General features: G+C 34.0%; 22 protein-coding genes. 11 read left to right on the forward strand and 11 right to left on the reverse strand.

Features of this window, described 5'->3' with window-relative positions; genetic code table 11:
- Positions 1–2: 2 nt before the first annotated feature.
- On the reverse strand, positions 3–221 hold the full coding sequence (locus DK508_RS04750; protein WP_109299606.1) for a helix-turn-helix transcriptional regulator: 219 nt from the start codon (positions 219–221) through the stop codon (positions 3–5).
- Positions 222–360: 139 nt separating this feature from the next.
- Between DK508_RS04750 and DK508_RS04755 the strand changes: the two genes are divergently transcribed.
- Complete coding sequence (locus DK508_RS04755) at positions 361–564, forward strand: hypothetical protein (protein WP_109299954.1); 204 nt, start codon at positions 361–363, stop codon at positions 562–564.
- Between the two features lie 265 nt (positions 565–829).
- Here DK508_RS04755 and DK508_RS04760 read toward each other — a convergent pair whose 3' ends face one another.
- On the reverse strand, positions 830–2,002 hold the full coding sequence (locus DK508_RS04760) for a vWA domain-containing protein (protein ID WP_109299607.1): 1,173 nt from the start codon (positions 2,000–2,002) through the stop codon (positions 830–832).
- Positions 2,003–2,222: 220 nt separating this feature from the next.
- On the opposite strand from DK508_RS04760, the gene DK508_RS04765 reads away from it, so the two are divergent.
- On the forward strand, positions 2,223–4,436 hold the full coding sequence (locus DK508_RS04765) for a histidine kinase (protein WP_109299955.1): 2,214 nt from the start codon (positions 2,223–2,225) through the stop codon (positions 4,434–4,436).
- The gene (locus DK508_RS04770; protein WP_109299608.1) at positions 4,433–5,164 is read left to right on the forward strand and encodes a LytTR family DNA-binding domain-containing protein; all 732 of its coding nucleotides are present in this window, start codon (positions 4,433–4,435) and stop codon (positions 5,162–5,164) included. The genes DK508_RS04765 and DK508_RS04770 overlap by 4 nt, the downstream gene beginning before the upstream one ends.
- A 7-nt stretch (positions 5,165–5,171) precedes the next feature.
- On the opposite strand, the gene murI is transcribed toward DK508_RS04770, so the two are convergent.
- The 8 genes from murI to DK508_RS04810 form a co-directional block, all read right to left on the reverse strand.
- Positions 5,172–5,963 carry a glutamate racemase gene (gene murI / locus DK508_RS04775; RefSeq protein ID WP_109299609.1) on the reverse strand — a complete coding sequence of 264 codons (792 nt, stop codon included), beginning with the start codon at positions 5,961–5,963 and terminating at the stop codon, positions 5,172–5,174.
- An 85-nt stretch (positions 5,964–6,048) separates the two neighbouring features.
- Positions 6,049–6,558: an OmpH family outer membrane protein gene (locus tag DK508_RS04780; RefSeq protein ID WP_109299610.1), complete on the reverse strand. Its 510-nt coding sequence runs from the start codon at positions 6,556–6,558 to the stop codon at positions 6,049–6,051.
- 45 nt (positions 6,559–6,603) lie between these two features.
- Positions 6,604–7,455 carry an OmpH family outer membrane protein gene (locus tag DK508_RS04785; RefSeq protein WP_109299611.1) on the reverse strand — a complete coding sequence of 284 codons (852 nt, stop codon included), beginning with the start codon at positions 7,453–7,455 and terminating at the stop codon, positions 6,604–6,606.
- Between the two features lie 35 nt (positions 7,456–7,490).
- Positions 7,491–10,127, reverse strand: a complete 2,637-nt coding sequence (locus DK508_RS04790; protein ID WP_200831848.1) for an outer membrane protein assembly factor — start codon at positions 10,125–10,127, stop codon at positions 7,491–7,493.
- A gap of 4 nt (positions 10,128–10,131) precedes the next feature.
- Positions 10,132–10,869, reverse strand: coding sequence for an isoprenyl transferase (locus tag DK508_RS04795; RefSeq protein ID WP_200831842.1), 738 nt, complete (start codon positions 10,867–10,869; stop codon positions 10,132–10,134).
- Positions 10,870–10,871: 2 nt separating this feature from the next.
- On the reverse strand, positions 10,872–11,549 hold the full coding sequence (locus tag DK508_RS04800) for a DUF6089 family protein (protein WP_109299613.1): 678 nt from the start codon (positions 11,547–11,549) through the stop codon (positions 10,872–10,874).
- Between the two features lie 100 nt (positions 11,550–11,649).
- The gene (locus DK508_RS04805) at positions 11,650–12,534 is read right to left on the reverse strand and encodes an NAD kinase (protein WP_109299614.1); all 885 of its coding nucleotides are present in this window, start codon (positions 12,532–12,534) and stop codon (positions 11,650–11,652) included.
- 38 nt (positions 12,535–12,572) lie between these two features.
- Positions 12,573–13,229 (reverse strand): CBS domain-containing protein, encoded by a 657-nt coding sequence (locus DK508_RS04810; RefSeq protein WP_109299615.1) that lies wholly within the window; start codon positions 13,227–13,229, stop codon positions 12,573–12,575.
- 102 nt (positions 13,230–13,331) lie between these two features.
- Here DK508_RS04810 and DK508_RS04815 point away from each other — a divergent pair, with 102 nt between their 5' ends.
- The 8 genes from DK508_RS04815 to clpX all read left to right on the forward strand — a co-directional run bounded on the left by DK508_RS04815 (position 13,332) and on the right by clpX (position 21,713).
- Positions 13,332–14,045: a pyridoxine 5'-phosphate synthase gene (locus DK508_RS04815; RefSeq protein ID WP_109299616.1), complete on the forward strand. Its 714-nt coding sequence runs from the start codon at positions 13,332–13,334 to the stop codon at positions 14,043–14,045.
- A gap of 8 nt (positions 14,046–14,053) precedes the next feature.
- Complete coding sequence (locus DK508_RS04820) at positions 14,054–14,821, forward strand: alpha/beta fold hydrolase (RefSeq protein WP_109299617.1); 768 nt, start codon at positions 14,054–14,056, stop codon at positions 14,819–14,821.
- Positions 14,822–14,934: 113 nt separating this feature from the next.
- Complete coding sequence (locus tag DK508_RS04825; protein WP_109299618.1) at positions 14,935–16,191, forward strand: OmpP1/FadL family transporter; 1,257 nt, start codon at positions 14,935–14,937, stop codon at positions 16,189–16,191.
- Positions 16,192–16,200: 9 nt separating this feature from the next.
- Positions 16,201–17,769, forward strand: coding sequence for a G-D-S-L family lipolytic protein (locus DK508_RS04830; RefSeq protein ID WP_109299957.1), 1,569 nt, complete (start codon positions 16,201–16,203; stop codon positions 17,767–17,769).
- 87 nt (positions 17,770–17,856) lie between these two features.
- The gene (locus DK508_RS04835) at positions 17,857–18,204 is read left to right on the forward strand and encodes a phage holin family protein (RefSeq protein ID WP_109299619.1); all 348 of its coding nucleotides are present in this window, start codon (positions 17,857–17,859) and stop codon (positions 18,202–18,204) included.
- Between the two features lie 85 nt (positions 18,205–18,289).
- Positions 18,290–19,612 (forward strand): trigger factor, encoded by a 1,323-nt coding sequence (gene tig / locus DK508_RS04840; protein WP_109299620.1) that lies wholly within the window; start codon positions 18,290–18,292, stop codon positions 19,610–19,612.
- Positions 19,613–19,715: 103 nt separating this feature from the next.
- Positions 19,716–20,390: an ATP-dependent Clp endopeptidase proteolytic subunit ClpP gene (gene clpP, locus DK508_RS04845; protein WP_109299621.1), complete on the forward strand. Its 675-nt coding sequence runs from the start codon at positions 19,716–19,718 to the stop codon at positions 20,388–20,390.
- Between the two features lie 90 nt (positions 20,391–20,480).
- Complete coding sequence (gene clpX / locus DK508_RS04850; protein WP_109299622.1) at positions 20,481–21,713, forward strand: ATP-dependent Clp protease ATP-binding subunit ClpX; 1,233 nt, start codon at positions 20,481–20,483, stop codon at positions 21,711–21,713.
- 110 nt (positions 21,714–21,823) lie between these two features.
- Here clpX and DK508_RS04855 read toward each other — a convergent pair whose 3' ends face one another.
- On the reverse strand, positions 21,824–22,159 hold the full coding sequence (locus DK508_RS04855; protein WP_109299623.1) for a hypothetical protein: 336 nt from the start codon (positions 22,157–22,159) through the stop codon (positions 21,824–21,826).
- Positions 22,160–22,307 lie beyond the last annotated feature (148 nt).

A 22,307-nucleotide genomic window follows, 5' to 3' on the forward strand; every position in this document is an offset into this window, starting at 1 on the left:
TATTAATCATTCTCCAATTTCAAATCACTAAACACTTCCTTAAACATTTCTCCCGGATCAATATCAATTGCCAAAGCAATTAGATACAATTCATCTGCACGTAGTTTTGTCGATTCATTTGAAGTCAACTGAGAAAGTCGAGCTTGACTGATTCCTGTTCGCCTGGAAACCATTGCTCTATTCACAGATTTCTTAGTAAGATATAGTCCTAAAGATGTCATGATTCTTTTGAATTTGTTAAGATAAATATATAGTTATTAAATAAAAATTTAGAATATCTAAAGTTTTGTTTTGGATTTAGATAGATTATCATTAGATTTGTTTAGAAAATCTAAAGAATTATTTATAAAGTATAATGATATGAGCAAAAGATATACCAAAGCAGATTTAGAAGAAATTGTATATAAGCAATTAGATAATCTAAACGCAATGCATGATTTGTTACGAATTATGAAAGTCCAAAATGACCTAATCCAAAATATCAATCAAACGCTCAGAAAGGAAATCGGTCAATTCAAAGAGCAACAGGTAATGTATCCGACTAGAAGAAAGTCAAAATCGTAACTATTGGGAGCGTGGGAAGATTAAGCTCTTTTGGTTTTTCAGCTTTGGATTGTGTAGTGGCAAAAACCAAATGTGCTTAATGTGCGGTTGGCTTTTCCGCAATGGCATACAACAACTGTGTATATGTAAAAGTACACATATAACCAATTGTAAGTGTTTGTAAATAATTAAAATTACTTAAGGTTGTATAAAACTGCAAATTAAAACAAGAAACACCACTTCATAAAAGTGGTGTTTGTATAAAATAAATATTCAAATTAAAAAATTACTGCTCCCAGCTAAACGATTTTTTACCCCCTTGTTTTTTGATAGCATTTAATAATGCTGTCTCAAGACTGGTCTCATCCTTTTTACTATTACTTTTGATAAATGCAGTTCTTTTTTTGTTTAACTCCTGTATTTCTTGTTGTATTTTTTTACGTTGAGCGCTCTTTTCTGCAATATGCTTTTTTAATTCATTAGCAGATTTCCCTTTAAGCTCTTGTGGGAGTTGATCATCGGCAATTTCTTCTATTTCAAATTCTTTGTCTTCGGCCGCATCAATCAAATCCCAACTTTTGTTTTTATAAAATCCAGAACTTTTACTCACGGTTCTACTCACAGCATTGGCTGCACTATATGATTTTGCATTACTGTCTTGTTCACGTTGCAAGCTTCTTTTTTGGGCTCCATGACTACCGTAATAGATATAGGTGTCATTTAATTGGTGGTTAAGTTTTAAAATGATATCATCATAAGGTGTTGCAATATGTACTGTTTGGCGATTGTGATCTATAGCACTATACTCTCCTTGGGTGATATCTGCTCCGTGTTTCCACATAGTATCTATTCCTTGTCTGTAATTACCACAAAAAATAGTGTTTACAGTAATGTCTTTTTCTAAGGCATCTGTGGCTGCATCTTTATAATTAGTAGGTCCTTGTGTAAAAGGCTCGTTACCGGCAATAAATATTAGTTTAAGATGGTCATTATTCTTTTTCCAATCAAGTTGATTTATAGAAGTGGTAATAACCTTACCGCAGTATTCATTACCTCCATTAGTGGTTAATGCAAAGAGTTCTTTAGAGATTTCATCCAAATCTTCAGAAAAAGGTAGTACCTGGCGTATATATCCTTCTTTTGATGATAAGCCATCATTGCCATACTCATATAAAGCGATCTGTAATTTTATCGTATTATGGCCACATTTGGCGTAGGATAATTCATTTACTATTTCCCATAATTGTGCTTTGGCTTGATCAATAAGCCCATCCATACTATTACTGGTGTCTAATAAAAGGGCTACTTGTATATTACTTGTGTTGGGGTCGGTTTTGGTAGTTTGGATCTTATGTGTACTCTCATTCTGGAAAGCTAACTCGGTATCTCTCTTGTTATTGGCATTACAAGAAATATGAATTAATAGGCATAATGTGCTCCATACAAAAAAAGTTTTCATGGCTTTGTTTTTTTAAATTTAGGCTAAAACTATGGCTAAGCTTTTTTAATAAAAATCTACAATGAGTAAACTCGACGTATAATTGAGTAAACTCGACTTTTGATTTAGGGAAGTTTCAGTTTCTGTCTCTAAAAGCCCCATAAAATGATATTTCTTGAAATGAGTGATTTTATTATCCGGGTTAAATGGATTAAGTTTATCCTATTCAAATAAAACAGTAATGAAAAAAATAGGCGTCATACTACTTGCACTTTGGTTATTGCCAGTGTTGATATATGGTCAAGAAAAAAACGAAACGGCTAGATCCGTTGCGCCTATGACCATAAAAGGATCTGTTAAAGAAGAAAGCACCAAAAAACCAATTAAAGGAGCCGATATCACCATAATGGGTAAGGGAACTGTGATCACAGATGTGTTTGGAGATTTTAAAATACAAGCACGAGTTGGTGATGAGTTGGTGATTAGTCATGATAGTTTCGAAACTGTACATTATATTATTGAAGATGCACAACGAATAGATGTAACTGTACAAGAAAACCCTCAAGAATCCAGATCAAAATCCTTGTCTAAGAAAAAAAGAGAATCGGTCTATCAGGATAACTTAAGCCAGGCCAAAAAAACACTTCATAAAGATGCGGCCACCAGTATAGAATTTATAACTGCAGCACTAGAGAGTGTGCGGGATGATGATGATGCAGGTGATACCAAAAAAGCCGAATTGTACGAGACCTTGGCCGATATTTATAGCTACTGGAAACAGCCAGATTTGGCAGAAAGTAATTATTTGATTAGCCTTTCAAATAAAAGCAGTACCGATGTAAAAATAAAATTGGGCCAGGCGCAATTGGCAAATAAAAATTATCAAGGAGCTTTTAAAACTTTTGATCAATTACAGCGCGCTAGATTAAATTCTAATCAAAGAATATTGGTTTATGAAGGATTAGGAGATAGCAATAAAGGCTTAGAAAATAATACGGCTGCAATCCAAAATTATAATAAAGCACTTGCTATTGGCGAGCGAAAAGGATTGGATGATAAAGTAATATCGCTCAATTCTAAATTAGCCGGCATATTACAACAACAAGGAAACATATCTGATGCCGAGGGGTATTTGGATAACTCGGTACAGTTAGCTCGCCAAAAGGATAGAAAAACAGCAGCAAGACAAAGAAGTGTAGCAGCAGATTTTTATAATAAGAGTAATAGTTTTGATAAAGAAATACAATTACGAAAAGAGGCACTAGAAGATATCGAGGAGATTGAAGAAAGTGCGGATGACGAAGCCCCATCCGAAGAGGATAGAGCTATTACCACACAAGTACAAAATTATAAAATAGCCAATGCTTTTGCGGCCCAAGAAAAATTTGATGAGGCCATTACCTATTTTGAAGAAAGTAAAAAAGAAGCGGCTTCAAAGAACGATTTAATTGTTCAAAAAGATGCCACTAGGAAATTGGGTGAGGTATATCGCGAAAAGGGTGAATTAAAAAAGGCATCCGAAGCGTTTGAGGAGTATGAGGCGATCGTAGATAAACTGCATATCCAAAAAGAACAAGAAATATCGCAAGCAGCAAGGTTTAGTCGGGAGCTTGCTTTAAGTGCAAATCGTATTACTACATTAGAAAAAGATCGTGAGTTAAACGAAACACGGTACCAATTGGCTTTTGCCTCACAAGAATTAGTCAATCAAAAAAGTTTACGGCAACAGATAGTAATTTACTTTTTGATCGGGCTTACTGTTTTATTATTATTGGCAGCCTACCTGATGTATCGTAATATGAAACAACAACGACACGCTAATAATCTACTGGCTTTAAAATCACTACGATCTCAAATGAATCCACATTTTATTTTTAATGCATTAAACTCTGTAAACACATTTATAGCAACAAATGATGAGAGAACAGCTAATCGTTATCTTACAGATTTTTCACTATTGATGAGAGCCGTTTTAGAAAATAGTGAAGAAAATTTTATACCACTAGAGAAAGAAATTGAATTACTTAAGCTATATACCCAATTAGAACATTTTAGATTTCAGGATAAATTTGAATATACTATCGAGGTCGATCCCGATATCAATGTGGGAGATTATATGATACCACCAATGTTATTACAACCCTATGTAGAAAATGCCGTATGGCACGGATTAAGATACAAATCTGAGAAAGGATTACTTGCCATACGTTTTCAAAAATTAAATGTAGATAACATAGAGATTACGATTAGTGATAATGGTATTGGCCGCAAAAAATCTAAAGAATTAAAGACTCAAAATCAAAAATTACAAAAATCTCAAGGAATGGGTAATATCAAAAAAAGAATAGCCATTCTTAATACAATGTATAAAGACAAAGTGGATGTTTTTATTACAGATTTAGAAGAGAACACCCAAGGTACTCTTGTGAAATTAATACTTAAAAAAGATAAATGAATTTAACCGCAATTATAGTAGATGATGAGGCAAACAGCCGAGTAATTTTAAGAAATTACCTAGGTAAGTATTGCCCATCGGTTAAGGTGTTGGGAGAAGCCGCTAGTGTAAAAGAAACACTAACATTGCTAGAGTCTCATAATCCCGATGTATTGTTTCTTGATGTAGAAATGCCTTATGGTAATGCTTTTGATTTATTAGAGCAGGTTCCTGATCGTACTTTCGAGATAGTGTTCGTTACGGCCTATGATCATTATGCGGTAGAAGCATTAAATGCGCAAGCGACATATTATTTGCTAAAACCAATTGCGATTGATGATCTTATAAAGGCAGTAACTCATGTAACCCATATTAAGGAAAGGGAAAATGCATTGCAGGATACTGTATTGGTGCCTAAGGCCAATTTGGTCGAAGGTAAAATTACCATCCCACAACAAGATGGTTTTGAAGTGCTAGAGATAGCTAATATTTTGTATTGCGAAGCAGATGATAATTATACTAAGATTTATCTCGAAAAAGGACAAAAGCTAGTAAGTAAAACACTTAAGTATTTTGAAGAATCTCTAAAAGAACAAGGTTTTGCAAGGATTCATAAAAGTCATTTGGTAAATGTAAGTAGGATTGTACGTTATCGAAAAGGGAAGGGGGGGAGTATTGTACTTTCTTCTGGTAAAGAATTGGCTGTATCTTCTTCAAAAAAAGGTGCTCTTTTGGATTATTTTAAATAAATAGAACCTAAAAATCTAAAGCCTTTACAGAGTAATCTACCGTGTGTGTTTTTAATATATCTTTTAAAGGATATATATCGCCATTAGTATATAGCAAATGTGTCCCAGATGTAGTGTTGGGATTTAATAGCTCATTAGTGGTGAGTATGGATTTGGTTTGTCTGGCGACCGCTTCTCCAGAGTCTATGATCTTAACATCACTGGATAACATCTTTTTTAAAATAGGAATCAAATATGGATAATGCGTGCACCCCAAAACAAGATAATCAATGTTTTGTGCTATCATGGGTGTGATATAAGAATCAAGCAGGGCGTACATTTCGGTAGAGTGAATTTTGCCTTCTTCAATAAGTTCAACTAGGCCTGTACCAATTACTTCAATTACTTCGATATTTTGGGCATACAGATCCGAAGTTTTTGCAAATAATTCACTAGATAAGGTTCCTTTTGTGGCAAGTACCCCAACTTTTTTGGTTTGGGTATGAATAGCAGCAGGTTTTATAGCAGGCTCGATACCAATAAACGGAATATCATATGTAGATCGTAATACTTTTATAGCGTTTGTAGTAGCAGTATTACAGGCTACAACAATAATTTTACAGTTAAATTCTAGAAGTTTTTCTGTGTTTTTAATGCTTAATGCTAGGATCTCTTCTTTACTACGTTTGCCGTATGGAGCATATTTACTGTCTGCCAAAAAAATAGTGTCCTCAAAAGGAAGTGCTGCTGTAATTTCATTCCATATAGAAGTACCTCCAATACCAGAATCAAATATACCAATTGCTTGATTTTGCACCATTCTTACTATAATTTGTTTCAAAAATAAAAAAGACAGTGAGATCTTGCCTCACTGTCTTTAATTTTATTTTGTTAAAGTAGATATATTAAATACCTAAATCTTTTTTAACATCTGCCATAAGGTTTTTACCGTCTGCCATGATCACTCCAGTTCCTGTAGTAGAATCTAGTACATATTGAAAACCTTGAGCTCTTGCAACCTTTTGGATTGAAGTACGTGCTTTTTCGTATATAGGCTTCATTAATTCGATCTCTTTTTTCTGAAGATCTTGAAGTGCATTAGTTCTGTAATCGTTGATACTTTTTTCAGTAGCTTGAATTTCTTGCTGTCTTTTTAAGTTTTCCTCATCAGTTTTTGTTTCAGCTTCTTGAGAATATCTTTTGATAGTGCTTTGTAATTCTAGAACCATATTTCTAATCTCAGCATCATAAGTTTTGTTCAACTTTTCGATCTCACTTTTAGCAGCTTTAAATGCAGGCATTGCTTCAACCAATTCTTGAGATGCTATATGTGCTACTTTAGATTGAGCGTTTACAAAACCTGAAGTTCCTATAGTAATTGCAATAGCTACTAGTAATGTTCTAAATTGTTTCATTTGTAAGTAATATTAAAGGGTGTTATAAATTTCAAATTAAATTTTTCAATTATTATCGGCTCCATCGTTGGATTGAGTACCGTCTTCTTTTAGTTTTTCTTTTGCAGCTTTTAAAGCGTTAATAGAATCTTTTTTCTTTTTTTGTAACTCTAATAGTTTAGCTCTTCTTTCTTCAAATTCTTTTCTCTTTACAGCTCTAATTGAGTCTCTTTCTGCCTTACGTTGCGCCAGAAGTTGTTCTCTTTCTGATTGTTTTTGCAATACGGCTCTTTCTCTATCTGTAACCTCTTTTTCTTGCTCTGCATTTCTCTTTTCAGATCTTTCTAGAGATTTCTTTTCTTTTTTGCTGTTTAACTGTTTTCTTTTTGATGCTCTGTTTAATCTAAGCAAAACTTGATCACTAATATCATATCTGTCTGCAGAATACAACATCACTAAGTCTGCGGTTTTGTCAAAAACGAAATCATATTTCTTGTTTTTTGCAATTTCCTGTACAGCTACAAAAACTTGATCCTGGATAGGCTGTACCAATCTTTTTTTCTGAAGAAATAAATCTCCATTTGGGCCAAATCGTTTTTGTTGATATTCTAATATTTCTTTTTCTTTAAAAAAGATATCTTCTTCTCGTTCTTCAATTAATTCTTTAGTTAATAAAACTCTTTCGTTATTAAGATCTTTTCGCATTTCATCAACATCTTTCAATTCTGCTTCAATCTCAACTTTCCATTTCTGTACTTTGGTAGCAAGTTCAGAAGACGCTTCGTTATATTCTGAAACATTTTCTAGGATATACTCCATATCGATGTAACCAATCCTGATACCTTTTTGCGCATTTGCCGATTGTGTGAATGATAGCCAAGCCATCGCAGCAAACATTAAAAGAACCTTTGTTTTCATAACTTTGTTTATTTATTGAAATAATCGTGCCAAAACTAAAACTGTTGTCCTATTATGAAATGAGTTTCAAACCCATTAGCCCCTGTATTGGTTCCTGGGATAGGATCAAATCCATATCCTAAATCAATACCTAATAACCCAAAAGCTGGCATAAATATACGTAAACCTGCTCCAGCAGAACGGTTTAATTGAAAAGGATTAAACCCTTTAAAGCTGTCGTATGATGCTCCACCTTCTAAAAACGCTAGCATATAAATTGATGCCGCTGGTTTTAGTGTTATAGGATAACGAAGTTCTAACGAATATTTGTTATAAATTGTTGCACCGTCTCCATCAAAATCTTGATCATTTGGTCTACTTAACGGAATTAAAGATTGATTTGGATATCCTCTAAGGGCTACAACTTCTCTACCATCAAGACTTGTTGCTCCTAATCCATCTCCTCCTAAGAAAAAACGTTCGAAAGGAATGTTTCCTCTATCATTATTATATGCTCCTAAGAAACCATACTCGGCACTTGTTTTTAAAACTAATGGTTTTTTACCAAGATTTACCAAACGCGTGTACCAGGTTCCATCAAATTTAATTTTGTAATACTCTAACCACTTAAAACGTTCTTGATCAATTTCACCAATCTCTTCATTTATTTCAGTATTTCTCACAACATCTCTAGAGTCTGTAAGATCAAGATTACTTCTTTCTTCATCTAATACGCTGCGTTGTGATGCTAAATCACTATAATCGTTTCCGTCAAACAAAGAATACGGTAAAGAAAGTTTAGCAACAATATTAAATTCTGATCCACCAATAGGGAAAATCGGGTTTACTGTGGTGTTATTACGACTTAATCCTATAGTATATGATAAATCATTTGATGATCCGTTACCAAAGGTAAATAATCTTGTGTTATAATTCTTTAAATTATAGTGTCTTATACTAACTGCTTGCGAAAGTGTGAAGTAGTTATCTGGCCAATTTAATCTTTTGGCTATACCAATTGATCCACCAGTAATAAGAAATTTACTATCTCTATCTACATCACGGTTAATATTATTAAATAAAAACTGAATCGTATGAGAAAATGAAGTAGATAACTGATAAGGTCTTTTTCCTCCTAGCCAAGGCTCAATAAACGAAAGGCTATAGGTCTGGAAAAATCTACTTGCTTGGGCTCTAAGCCTAAGCGTTTGACCATCACCCATAGGTAATGGACTATAAGCTTTACCATTAAAAATATTTCGAATAGAGAAGTTATTAAAAGCTAGTCCTAGAGTTCCGACAAATCCACCTCCTCCAAATCCACCTTGAAGTTCGATTTGACTGGATCCTTTTTCTACAACAGGATAATTGATATCAATTGTTCCTGCCTGAGGATTTGCATTTTTAAATTGTGGTTCGAGTTGTTCTGGATCGAAGAAACCTAATTGTCCAATTTCACGAACGGTTCTTACAACTAAATCTTTGCTATATCGTTGACCAGGCCTTGTTCTTAAAATCCTATGTATAACGTGATCATTCGTTTTGTCATTTCCGGTAACGGTAATATGATCAAAATAGGTTAGTTTTCCTTCACGGATTCTGATTTCGAAATCAATAGTATCATTATATACATTGGTTTCTACAGCATCGATACTAGAGAATAAGTATCCGTTGTTTTGATATAAATTGGTAAGATCATCGGCATCAGGTTTGGTATTGTCTGCGATTTGCTTTTCAAGTAAAACACCATTATACACATCACCTTTTTTAATAACCAGTTGCCTTGCCAATTGTCGGTCGGTATATACACTATTACCTAAGAAATTAATATCTCCAAAATAGTATTTATTTCCTTCTTCGATATTTAGATTTAACGAGATACTCTTGTCACTCTCTACAATTAATGTATCCGATGTGATTCGGGCATCTCTATATCCTTTTTCTTTATATTTTGTTACGATATTAGCCTTATCTTCTTGATAGTCCGCCTTGATGTATTTTGATCGTTTCCAGAATCGATACCCTTTCTTTTGCTTGGTATTTTTCATTGCCCTGCGCACCTTGGCATCTGTAAGCTGTTCGTTTCCTTCAATATTAATGTTGTCAATTTTTACACGATCTCCTTTGTCCAAACGTAACAACATATTTACTTTGTTGGAAACAATAGTGTCTTTTACAGGAGTTGTGTTTATAACAACTTTGGTATTTAAGAAACCTTCTTTTTTGTATTTGTTAGAGATAAAGTTTCGGGTAGTAGTAATAAGGTTTTCTGTAACTTTAGCTCCTTTGGTCAAGCCATTATCCTTAATTAACTCTTCTCCTTTACGTTTTTTTACACCCTCTATACGAACTTCATTAAGTTCTGGAACTTCCTGAATATTAATTTCAATATCCGCGACTTCCCCTTCGATATTTGAGATATAAAAATTAATATCGCTAAATAACTCGAGATCCCATAACTTCTTAATTACTTTACTAATTCGATCGCCCGGAAGAAAAATACGTTCTCCTTTTCTAAGCCCTGTAAAAGTGATTACTGTTTTTTCATTGTAACTTGTGGTACCAGTTACTTTAATTTCTCCTAGGATATATTGTTTCCCATTAGAGCCAGGTACACTTTGTGCAGAAATCGTTAATGTATTTATGAATAAGGCAAGTAACGTAAAACACGCAATAGGTAATTTTTTTGTCATTTCTTTAACTGAGCTGCTCACTAGTTTTTCCAAATCTTCTTTCTCTTTTTTGATAATTGTATATGGCTTCAAATAAATCTGATTTTTTAAAATCAGGCCATAAGACTTCTGTAAAATATAATTCTGCGTACGCAATCTGCCATAATAAAAAATTACTGATACGTTGCTCCCCGCTAGTACGTATCAATAAATCCACATCAGGTAGATTTTTTGTATACAAATGCTCATTAATGACTGTTTCATTTATAAGATGTGGCGAAATTACACCATTTTTAACTTTAATACTTATTTCTTCGATAGTTTTTATAAGTTCTTCGCGACTTCCATAACTCAATGCCAAAGTTAGCGTCATGCGTTCATTGGATTTGGTCTTGTCGATAACTTCACTAAGTTCGACTCTTGCTTTTTCGGGCAAGGACTTTAAATTTCCAATTGCATTAAGTTTGATATTGTTTTTCTGAAGTGTTTTAATTTCTTTTTTCAAAGAACTTACCAGAAGCTTCATTAAGGTGTCTACTTCGAGTTTTGGTCTGTTCCAGTTTTCTGTAGAAAATGCATATAAGGTAAGAAACTTAACTCCTATCTCGGCACTACTTTCGACAGCCTCCCGAACGGCTTTGGTGCCGTTTTCATGACCAACTGCTCTAAAAAAGCCTTTCTTCTTAGCCCATCTGCCATTGCCATCCATAATTATGGCAACATGCTTAGGGATATTAGAGTTTAATTGTTCTTTATCAATCATTTTTAGAATGCACAATCGCATGGTATTCTACCCCAGGTATATGATAGTGTTATACCTGTAAAAACATACCAGTCATTGTTATTTAAATTACCAAATCCTGTACCAAATCTATCGTCAGGATCACTACCGTCTAAATTATCTGTAAAAGTGTATCGAGCCCCGATTTCGGCCCCGATCACAAAATCTCTTCCTAAAGTTTTCTTTATTCCTAAAACCATAGGGATAGCAAAACTCCATTTATCACTATAGGCATCAATCTCATTGTTTGAGTCTACAGCTTGGGCACCATAATTAAATGTAGTGATTCCGCTATAAATATATGGAGTAAACTGTTGTTTTCCATCATACAAGTACCACTCCCAGAAATTAAATTCCATACCTAGGGATATTTCTTTTACAGAATTAGAAAAGCTTAATCCCCTTTCTTTTCTTCGGTCATCACCTTTAGAATCATCTGCATCTAATGCTGCATATAAAAATGATGCTCTAAACGCGTGACGTTTACTTCTGTTCCATTTTCCTATCGCTCCAAATGCAATATCATTGGGTGCAATATAATAAGTAGATCCAACATCACCAACGTAATTAGCTCCCCCGGCCATCAATCCTACTTCATAGGTTTGTGCTGCCATTGATTGTATAAAAAACACGATAATTATAAACGATGCTAAGTATCTCATAGATTTTCAAAAGTTTGCAAATATAACAATTAACTTTAGTACACAAGAATTTGAGTAAAATAGTATGAATTAAAAAACACTTTTTAATAGATTTTATTGTTTAATTGCGTTTATCTTCTCCCCAAAGCATCTTTTTGCGTAATGTTTTAAGAAAGCTCTCCTCTTGTAAAACTACCATGTTAATCTTAAAAGGAGCTTTTTTAATAATAACTGTTGTTTCGTTTGGTAATGTATGAATTCTCGAATCCAAAGAAACCAAATAAGTATCCTCTCTTCCAGATACTTGTAGTTTTATTTCTTGGGTATCGGGTATAACCAATGGTCTTGCGTTAAGATTATGAGGGGCAATAGGTGTGAGCATCATGCTTTCGGCATCCGGCATCATTACGGGGCCACCACAACTTAGTGAGTAACCGGTAGATCCAGTAGGTGTTGAAACAATTAAACCATCTGCCCAGTACGAAGTTAAAAATTCATTATTAAGACTTGTGTGAACCGTGATCATCGAGGTGGTGTTTCTTCTGCTAACCGCGATTTCATTCATTGCAAAGTTTAGTACGCCAAATTCTTGAGTTGCAGGTAAGGTTTCTACGGTAACCAAACTTCGTGGAGAGAGATAAAACTTTTTGTCAAGAATGAGTGCAATACTTTCTTTTATCTCTTCTTTCTGGATTGTTGCCAAAAAACCAAGTCTTCCAGTGTTTATTCCAGCAATTGGAATGCCTAAATCTCTTACATAGGTTATTGTCTTTAATATAGTACCATCTCCACCAATACTAAAAAAAAGATCATAAGAGGTGTCTAGTTCTTCGAATGTGCTGAAATGAGAATACGATTTGTCAATTTCGTCATGAAGATTTATAAGTTCTAGAAAATTCTTTTCAATAACTACTTCTACGCCATTTTCATCAAGGGTTTCCAATAATTGTTGGATATATATTCCAGAATTCTTGTGGTAGAACTGTCCGTAAATACCGATCTTCATTAGGATTTGATTTGTGTTAGTTGGTTAGGTAAAAAGTGTCAAATATTCAAATATTTTTCAAGATATTGAGATCGTTCTTTAAGATTCGTTAAAAATGAATCATCATGATGTTTAGAAACAATATTATAACTATATCTTCTAAAAGTTTGTACTATATTATTGATGTCGCTATCGTTAATTTTGATGGTAATTTGAGCAACGTCATTTTCCATATTAGAAATAAATAGCCCAAGAACTTTAGCATTATTGGATTCTATGATTTGCGAAATTTCACTAAACGAATAATCCAAAACTCCCTTTTCTACAATTAAAATATTCCCTGGTTCACTAAGAAATGGAGTTTCATTAAATAAATTCATGATATCTCCTAATTCAAAAAAACCTAAATATCTATTGTTATCATCAAGAACAGGCATGATGTTAGAATTGTTTTGTGCAAATGCCTCTAGGATATCAAGCCAATTGTTGTCTTTTCTTACATAAAACCCTTCAAGAGCATATTGATAGGCATCTAGTGTTTTGTCCGTTTCAAAGCACCTGATATCTGCTTCAGAAATACATCCCATATATATATTGTCTTTAATAACAGGGAAATGAGTATATGTGAGTTCATTAAATAATAGCTGTGCATCCGTGACTTTTACGGCAATATCCAATGGCGCTATTTCATTAACTACGTACAAATTTGTCTTCATATTTTTTTGGGGTGCTATATTATGCAAAATAATCAAAAAATATACAAACAAGGCGTTCCCAAGTTCGTATTTTTGCTTTTTTAGATAAAGACATCAAAAATCATGACAAAGTTAAGTGTTAACGTTAATAAAATAGCAACTTTAAGAAATTCTAGAGGGGGGAATACTCCAAATTTGCTTAAAGTAGCATCAGATATTCAGGATTTCGGAGGGCAAGGTATTACTATACACCCAAGGCCAGATGAGAGACATATTAGATATCAAGATGCCTACGATTTAAAACCTATTGTGCATACAGAATATAATATTGAAGGAAATCCTATTCCTAAATTTGTTGATTTGGTTTTGTCGATTAAACCTACGCAAGTTACTCTGGTTCCTGACGCTATTGATGCAATAACCAGCAATGCAGGCTGGGATACGAAAAAGCATAAAGGCTTTTTGAAAGAAGTAATAACCGAGTTTAAAAATAACGGAATTCGAACGTCAATATTTGTGGATCCTAAAAAAGATATTATTGAAGGAGCAGCAGAGACGGGGACGGATAGAATTGAGTTATATACCGAAGAATTTGCTTCAGAATATATAAAAGGTAACAAAGCTGCTGTAGAACCTTATGCCCAATGTGCTCAGGTAGCAATAGATAGTGGTTTGGGGGTTAATGCTGGCCATGATTTGTCATTGGATAACATCAAATTCTTTAAAGAAAATATACCTGGTTTATTAGAGGTTTCTATTGGTCATGCACTTATAAGCGAGTCTATTTACCTTGGATTAGAAAATGTGATTAACATGTATTTACATCGTCTTAAATAGTATATAATATGCAATTATATGGAAATGTAATAGGAGAAGGTCAACCGTTTATTATCCTTCATGGTTTTTTAGGAATGGGGGATAACTGGAAAACGCTAGGAAAGAAAATTTCAGAACATGGTTTTCAAGTGCATCTATTGGATCAACGAAATCATGGAAGAAGCCCGCATAATGAAGAGTTTAGTTACGAGATCATGGCTGCGGATTTAGAACTCTATTGTAGAGAGAATAATTTAAAAAACTGTTACCTGTTAGGGCATTCTATGGGAGGTAAAACGGCAATGCTTTTTGCTACGCAATATCCAGATATAGTTAGTCGCTTAATTATAGCCGATATCGGGCCTAAATATTATCCATTGCATCATCAGGATATTTTGGACGGTTTAAGTGCATTGGATTTTGATCATATAAAATCAAGAGGCGAAGCAGATAAAGACCTAAGCCAGTATGTTTCTGATATAGGAGTTCGAATGTTTCTTTTGAAAAACCTGTACTGGAAAGAAAAAGGAATATTAGGGCTTCGAATAAATCTCAAAGTGTTGATTCAGAATTCGCAAGAAATAGGAGTAGAGCTTCCTAGTCATTATGATTTTAGTGGCCCAACATTGTTTCTTAAAGGAGAAAATTCTAATTACATCCTTCAGGAAGATGAAACCCGAATACAAAGACAATTTCCTGATGTTACGATAAGAGAAATTTCATCTGCGGGACATTGGTTACATGCCGAAAATCCAACAGATTTTTTGACAGAGGTATTAGAATTTGTCAATAAATAAATAAAAAATGCTATGTATGCATAATATTTTCGTGATTTCGTTGGATAATTGGTATTTTCCTTTATTTTTGGAAAATCAATTTTACAAATTCAAAAAAAATATTCTAATTTATTATGAAAAAACTTCTATTGTTAGTTCTATTCATCTCGGTGGCTACAGTCACTTATGCTGGTGGATATAGAGTTAGTGTACAAGGGCAGAGGGCAATGGCAATGGGCCATACAGGAGTAGCTGTAGTGAATAGTGCAGAACTTGTATTCTTTAACCCAGCAGGTTTGGTGTTCCTTGAGAATAAACTAAATGTGAGTGTAGGTGCTAGTGGGATTTTTACAGATGTAATTTATCAAAATGAAGATCTAGGAATATCTTCTGAAACAGATAGTTCTGTAGGAACTCCTATAAATCTCTATGCTTCTTACCAAGTGAATGAGTGGATGTCCGTAGGGCTTGGTGTGTATACACCATATGGTAGTGAAGTAACTTGGCCTACTGATTGGCCTGGATCTCACTTAGTAAACAATATAGAACTTGCTGCGATTTATGTTCAACCTGTAGTTTCTTTTAAATTATCTGATCATTTTAGTATTGGTGGTGGACCGATTTATGTAACTGGATCTGTAAACTTTAATCGTAATTTGAATAGAACATTAGCAGATTTTGAAGGAAATCGTTCTAATGTAACTATCGATGATTCTGGTGTTAGTAACTGGGGATGGAGTGTTGGAGCTATGTTTAACCCTACAGAGAATTTTCGTATAGGATTTAATTATCGTAGTGAGATTATTCTTGAAGCTGAAGGAGGAGATGCTACCTTTACTAATATTCCAAACTCACCGGCAGTTCCTTTTGCTAATGGATCAACAACATTCGATGCAGAATTACCATTACCAGCAGAGTTAACAGTTGGACTTTCTTACCAGTTTGAAAAATGGTTATTTGCTTTTGATTATAACAGACAGTTTTGGGATGTTTATGAATCTTTGGATATAGATTTCGGAAATACTCCTACAGGTCCTGATTCTGTAAACCCACGTAACTATAAGAACTCTTCTGTATACCGATTTGGATTACAGTATGAGGCAACAGAAAAAATTACACTTAGAGCAGGATATTATAGAGATGAATCACCGGTACAAGAAGGTTTCTTTGCACCAGAAACACCTCGTAATGATTCTGATGGATTTTCTGGAGGTTTAAGTTTTGCAATAACGCCTAAGTTAGCTATCGATGCTTCTTTCTTTTATTTAAGATTCGAAGAAGTTGACGCTTCTTATGATTTTTATCAAGAAAACGGACAGGGAGTTCCTTTTAGCGGAACATATAAATCAAGCGCATTTGCGCCAGGACTTGGTTTAACTTATAAAATGTAATTAGAGATGATAAAGAAAAATATAAAATATCTAGCAATTCTGGCACTTGGTTTAGTCGCTTGTGAACCAGAATTTGATAATCCAATAGATGAGTCAGGTGTATTTACAAGTGGAGAAGCCGATTTTAGTAATTTCCTAGCATTAGGAAATTCGCTTACTGCTGGTTTTGCAGATGGAGCATTATACATTACAGGACAAGAAAATTCATTTCCTAATATATTATCACAGCAATTTGCTTTAGCTGGTGGTGGAGAATTTACGCAACCATTAATGGCAGATAATGCTGGTGGTGCATTACTTGGCGGAACTCAGATTTTAGAAAACAGATTTGTATTGGCGTTTGACGCTCAAGGTAACCCTGGGCCGGCAAGATATACAGGTGCTGCCCCTACAACCGAAATTTCTACAAACCTAGGAAGCTCATTTAATAATTTGGGTGTGCCAGGAGCAAAGAGTTTTCACTTAGCCGCTCCAGGTTACGGAAACGTAGCGGGTGTAGCAACAGGACAAGCAAATCCTTATTACGCTAGATTCGCTTCTTCTGCTTCATCTACTGTGATTGGTGATGCTGTTGCGCAAAACCCTACTTTCTTTAGTTTATGGATAGGTAATAATGATATTTTAAGTTATGCTACTTCTGGTGGTGTAGGAGTAGATCATAATGAAACTGGTAATTTAGATCCTACAACTTATGGAGGAAATGATATAACAAACAGTAATGTGTTTGCTTCAGTTTATAATGATTTACTTGGAGCACTAACTGCAAATGGAGCTAAGGGTGTGGTATTGAATTTACCTGATGTTTCTTCTCTTCCATTTTTTACAACTGTTCCTAATAACGCTTTAGTTTTGGATGCTGCTACGGCTGGTAGTTTAACTGGATTTTTTCAAGCAGTTGCTGGTATAGTTACAGCTCAAATAGCAGGAACAGGAGTTCCTTTGGCACAGGCACAAGCCGTAGCTGCGCAATATGCTATTACTTTTAATGCTGGACCAAATAGATTTTTGATCAAGACCGATGTTTCTGCAACTAATCCTCTTGGATTTAGACAAATGACAGAAGAAGAGTTATTGGTGCTTACAATTGATAGCGCTGCTTTGGCTCAAGGATATGGATCTGTAGTGCTTACTCCTGAAGTTCTTCAGGTATTAGGGATTCTTCAAGCTGGAGGAATGCCTACTGCAGAGCAAGGGGCATTGGTAATTGCAGCTATTAATGCAATCAATGACCAAGACGCTTTAGATTCTGGTGAGCTAACTGCTATTTCTAATGCTAGAACTTCATTTAACACCACTATCGCTGGACTAGCAACAGCGAATGGGTTGGCGTTTTATGATGTGGCTACTGATTTGGCTCAAGCGGCTAACGGGGGTATACCATTTGATGGTGGGATTATTACTTCTGATTTTGTTACTGGAGGTGGTTTTTCTCTTGATGGAGTGCATCCTACTCCTAGAGCTCACGCATTAGTGACAAATGGAATAATTGACGCTATTCAAGATACATATGATGCAAATTTACCACGTGTTAACCCTGGAGATTACGGGACCGTTACATTAAGTAATGATGTAAATTAATATAGAATCAATTTCTTAAATATAAAAAAACCTGCTAATTAGTTAGCAGGTTTTTTTATATTCATACATTAATAATAAGTATACATCATGAAATTCTTTTTAAAACTTCTTTTAAGCGCGGTGGCAGTATTAGTACTAGCCGAAATTTTACCAGGAGCTCAAGTAAATAATTATGTAAGTGCTTTGATTGTAGCTGTGGTATTAGCAATTCTAAATGCTATTGTGAAGCCTATATTAGTATTTCTTACACTTCCTGCGACAATTGTGACGTTGGGATTGTTTTTGTTGGTAATTAATGCTGCAATCATCTTATTGGCAGATTATTTTATCCCTGGTTTTAATGTAAACGGATGGCTATGGGCACTGGTCTTTAGTGTTTTGCTATCAATATTTCAATCGATACTACATTCAATTTTGAAAAAAGATAAAAGCTAACTGTTTTTCAGAGAGTTAAAAATTTGTTGTGATGTAAAAAAGTATTACTTTTGCAACCCAATTTTTAGTAGTAAACGTAGAGATAATGAATATTTCAAAAGAGCAATTAGACGAATTAAACGCAGTAGTAACTGTCGATATCGCCAAAGAAGATTATACTGATAAGGTAGAAAATATACTTAAAGATTATCGCAAAAACGCGAATATTCCTGGGTTTAGAAAAGGCCATGTTCCTATGGGGTTGGTTAAGAAACAATACGGGAAAGCAGTTTTGGTTGATGAGGTTAATAAACTATTGCAAGATGCTTTAAATAAATACCTGACTGAAGAGAAATTGGATGTTTTAGGTAATCCTTTACCTAAAGAACAAGAAAATTTTGATTGGGAAGCAGAAGATTATTCTTTTGAATTCGAGTTAGGGTTAGCACCAAAATTTGAGGTAAAATTGAATGGAAAAAAAGCAATAACACATTATAAAATTGTTGCTAATGATGAGATGATTGATAATCAAATCAAAACCATCCAAAAACAATACGGGAAACTAATCCCTAAAGATGTAGCTGAAAAGGAAGATTTAATTGCGGGTTCATTTGTTAATGAAGAAAAGGAAATTAATAATCCAACAACTGTTTCTCTTGAGAAAGTTAAAGGAAAAAGAAATCTTGACAAGTTTTTAAGTGCAAAGGTTGGAGACACTATTACATTAAAAACAAAGGGATTATTTAATGATGATCATGATTTGATTAATGCGTTAAAAATCTCTCAGGATGATGCTCATGATTTGGATGTTGAGGTAGCTTTTACTGTAACAGAAATAAATACGCAAGAGCTTGCAGATTTGGATAAAGAGTTGTTTGATAAGTTATATGGTCCAGATGCTATAAAATCAGTAACTGAATTACGAGATAGGATAAAAGAAGATGCTGAGAAGCAATTCGAACAACAATCAGAACAACAATTACTTAATGCTATTACTGAGGCTGCTTTAGAAAACACTAAATTTGAACTTCCTGTGGAGTTTTTGCAAAAATGGATTCAGGCAACTGGAGAACAACCTTTGACTGTAGATCAAGCCAAAGATGAGTTTGAAAAAAGCGAAAAAGGATTACGTTATCAATTGATCGAGGGTAAAATCATCAATGATAATAATCTTCAGGTTACTTTTGATGAACTTAAAGCATTTGCAAAAGAATTAATCAAAGGTCAAATGGCTCAATTTGGACAAAATTCGCCAGAAGATAAAGAGTTGGATGATATCGCTGCCAGAATATTATCAAATCAAGATGAAGTTAAAAGAATCTCTGAGCAATTAATGAGTAAAAAGTTGTTAAATTATTATAAAGAGAACGCTAAGCTTAAAACAAAAGAGGTTAGCTTTGACGAATTCATAAAAGAAGTTTACAAATAATTAATGTTGTAATTTACTAAGGAATTTATACTTATATTTAGGGCGTTAAACCATCATTTGGTTAACGCCTTTTTTATAAATTAAAATTTACAGAAAAAGAAATATGGATTACGGTAAAGAATTCGAAAAATACGCTACTCAGCACCATGGGATTAATAGTAACTACTATAATCAGATTGTGAGTAGTATGTATCCAACAGGAATGACTCCTAATATCATAGAAGAGCGTCAAATGAATATTGCAATTTTTGATGTCTTTTCTAGATTGATGATGGATCGTATTATTTTTTTAGGAACTGGAATTAATGATCAAGTTGCCAATATCGTTCAGGCGCAATTATTGTTTCTGGAAAGTGTAGATTCTACAAAAGATATTCAGATATATATTAATTCGCCTGGTGGAAGTGTATACGCAGGTTTAGGAATATATGATACAATGCAGTTTATTAAGCCAGATGTTGCCACTATATGTACTGGTATGGCCGCATCAATGGGCGCAGTATTGTTGTGTGCTGGACAAAAAGGGAAACGTTCTGGATTGCCTCATAGCCGTGTGATGATTCATCAACCATTAGGAGGAGCGCAAGGACAAGCAAGTGATATCGAAATTACAGCACGAGAAATTCTTATATTAAAAGAAGAATTATATAAGATTATAGCAAAACATTCTGGGCAAAAGTATGATAAAGTCTATGAAGATAGTGATAGAGATTATTGGATGAAAGCCGATAAAGCTCTTGAGTATGGAATGATTGATGAAATTTTGACTAGAGAATAAATACTGCTTTTAAAAAGAAGAGGAGTTTATATATGTAATCTGTTTTGTAAGCAGATGTATAAATTATGATGAAATAGAAACTAAATAACGATGGCCAAAGAAGATTTAGAATGCTCTTTTTGTGGGAGAAAGAAGCCTGAAACTAATTTATTGATTGCTGGATTAGATGCGCACATTTGTGACCGATGTATAGTTCAGGCACATGGAATTGTAGTAGAAGAAGCCAAGGATGAAGAAACCGGAGAGCTTAGTAGTGAATTAATGCTGCGTAAGCCAATGGCTATTAAGAAGTTCTTGGATGAATACGTGATAGGGCAAGAGTTTACCAAGAAAGTAATGTCTGTAGCGGTTTATAATCATTATAAGCGTCTACTTCAACCCCAGACCGAAGATGAGATTGAGATTCAAAAAAGTAATATCATCATGGTTGGACAAACGGGTACAGGAAAAACATTGATGGCTAAGACAATTGCCAAAATGCTTAACGTGCCTTTAGCAATTGTAGATGCAACAGTACTTACTGAAGCCGGATATGTAGGAGAAGATGTAGAAAGTATTTTAACAAGATTACTTCAAGCTGCAGATTATAATCTTGAAAAAGCGCAACGCGGAATTGTGTTTATAGATGAAATCGATAAAATAGCGCGTAAAAGTGATAACCCTAGTATAACACGTGATGTTTCTGGTGAAGGAGTTCAACAAGCATTGTTAAAACTCTTAGAAGGAACAGTGGTAAATGTGCCACCCAAAGGAGGTAGAAAACACCCTGATCAAAAGTTTATTGAGGTGAATACAGAGAATATACTTTTTATTGCAGGAGGTGCATTTGACGGAATTGAAAAAATCATTCAAAAACGTTTGAATATGCAAGCAGTCGGATATAGCGCTTCTAAAAGTGAAGATGCTATTGAGAAAGACAACCTATTGCAGTATATTATACCTAAGGATTTAAAAGATTTTGGATTGATTCCTGAGATTATAGGTAGGCTACCTGTGCTTTCATACATGAACCCTTTAGATGCAGAGACACTAAGATCTATTTTGACAGCACCAAAAAATGCTATTATTAAGCAATACAAGAAGTTGTTTGAAATGGATAATATTGAGTTTTCTATTACAGATGGAGCATTAGATTATATTGTGGATAAGGCGATGGAGTATAGACTTGGTGCTCGTGGTTTAAGGTCACTATGTGAGGCTATTTTGACAGATGCAATGTTTGAGCTGCCAGAAAGTGACGAAAAGGAATTTAGGGTGACTAAGGACTATGCCGAAAAGAAACTTAATAAATCAACCATTAAAAAACTAAAAGCCGTTTCTTAATTAGGGATGATTTAATTACATACACTTTTTATAAAGTGTTGACATAAAAAAACACCTTTATATCAGATATAAAGGTGTTTTTTGTTGGTTGATTAGTTGGATGAATCTATTTAATCAGAATATGATATTCTTTGTTTGTTGTTGGTAATGATGTCTTCAGTATTTCTTAATACAATCTGACTATCCTTAAGTCGAATATCAAAATTGTTTTGACGAATCAAAGCTTCATAAAAAGTAACTTTAGAAATTTCACTGTAGCATATTATTTTTTCTTCTAATGTATAATCTTTTTGAGATGATTGGTATGAAGAAATGTCCGTGTTAGTTTTTACAACTTCAGCAACTTCATTATTCCTATTATCATCAAGAGTTGTTGTATTGATTTCTTGTGCGCTAATTCCCGTAGCTGAGAGTAAAAAAATAAAACAAGATATCGTAGTTTTCATATTTTGGGACTTTGAAAAATTTATAACTATCTGGGAACAAATTTAATATGAAAAACAGATGTCAAAAAGCAATTCACTAATTTTTAGATTAAACGCTTTTTTTGGTCGATGAAAAACACTTTTTTTTGTTAAAATTTACAATTCCCAC

The organism is Aquimarina sp. AU474 (assembly GCF_900312815.1).
Classification (GTDB): Bacteria; Bacteroidota; Bacteroidia; order Flavobacteriales; family Flavobacteriaceae; genus Aquimarina.

What these genes read in the sequence shown, in the direction of transcription:
- DK508_RS04835 (WP_109299619.1), top strand. Translation starts at nt 17,857, where the DNA reads ATGAAATTCTTTTTAAAACTTCTTTTAAGCGCGGTGGCAGTATTAGTA.
- DK508_RS04770 (WP_109299608.1), top strand. Translation starts at nt 4,433, where the DNA reads ATGAATTTAACCGCAATTATAGTAGATGATGAGGCAAACAGCCGAGTA.
- DK508_RS04825 (WP_109299618.1), top strand. Translation starts at nt 14,935, where the DNA reads ATGAAAAAACTTCTATTGTTAGTTCTATTCATCTCGGTGGCTACAGTC.
- DK508_RS04765 (WP_109299955.1), top strand. Translation starts at nt 2,223, where the DNA reads ATGAAAAAAATAGGCGTCATACTACTTGCACTTTGGTTATTGCCAGTG.
- DK508_RS04790 (WP_200831848.1), bottom strand. Translation starts at nt 10,127, where the DNA reads ATGACAAAAAAATTACCTATTGCGTGTTTTACGTTACTTGCCTTATTC.
- DK508_RS04760 (WP_109299607.1), bottom strand. Translation starts at nt 2,002, where the DNA reads ATGAAAACTTTTTTTGTATGGAGCACATTATGCCTATTAATTCATATT.
- clpX (WP_109299622.1), top strand. Translation starts at nt 20,481, where the DNA reads ATGGCCAAAGAAGATTTAGAATGCTCTTTTTGTGGGAGAAAGAAGCCT.
- DK508_RS04805 (WP_109299614.1), bottom strand. Translation starts at nt 12,534, where the DNA reads ATGAAGATCGGTATTTACGGACAGTTCTACCACAAGAATTCTGGAATA.
- DK508_RS04750 (WP_109299606.1), bottom strand. Translation starts at nt 221, where the DNA reads ATGACATCTTTAGGACTATATCTTACTAAGAAATCTGTGAATAGAGCA.
- DK508_RS04820 (WP_109299617.1), top strand. Translation starts at nt 14,054, where the DNA reads ATGCAATTATATGGAAATGTAATAGGAGAAGGTCAACCGTTTATTATC.
- DK508_RS04800 (WP_109299613.1), bottom strand. Translation starts at nt 11,549, where the DNA reads ATGAGATACTTAGCATCGTTTATAATTATCGTGTTTTTTATACAATCA.
- DK508_RS04855 (WP_109299623.1), bottom strand. Translation starts at nt 22,159, where the DNA reads ATGAAAACTACGATATCTTGTTTTATTTTTTTACTCTCAGCTACGGGA.
- DK508_RS04815 (WP_109299616.1), top strand. Translation starts at nt 13,332, where the DNA reads ATGACAAAGTTAAGTGTTAACGTTAATAAAATAGCAACTTTAAGAAAT.
- clpP (WP_109299621.1), top strand. Translation starts at nt 19,716, where the DNA reads ATGGATTACGGTAAAGAATTCGAAAAATACGCTACTCAGCACCATGGG.
- DK508_RS04810 (WP_109299615.1), bottom strand. Translation starts at nt 13,229, where the DNA reads ATGAAGACAAATTTGTACGTAGTTAATGAAATAGCGCCATTGGATATT.
- tig (WP_109299620.1), top strand. Translation starts at nt 18,290, where the DNA reads ATGAATATTTCAAAAGAGCAATTAGACGAATTAAACGCAGTAGTAACT.
- DK508_RS04755 (WP_109299954.1), top strand. Translation starts at nt 361, where the DNA reads ATGAGCAAAAGATATACCAAAGCAGATTTAGAAGAAATTGTATATAAG.
- DK508_RS04780 (WP_109299610.1), bottom strand. Translation starts at nt 6,558, where the DNA reads ATGAAACAATTTAGAACATTACTAGTAGCTATTGCAATTACTATAGGA.
- murI (WP_109299609.1), bottom strand. Translation starts at nt 5,963, where the DNA reads ATGGTGCAAAATCAAGCAATTGGTATATTTGATTCTGGTATTGGAGGT.
- DK508_RS04785 (WP_109299611.1), bottom strand. Translation starts at nt 7,455, where the DNA reads ATGAAAACAAAGGTTCTTTTAATGTTTGCTGCGATGGCTTGGCTATCA.
- DK508_RS04795 (WP_200831842.1), bottom strand. Translation starts at nt 10,869, where the DNA reads ATGATTGATAAAGAACAATTAAACTCTAATATCCCTAAGCATGTTGCC.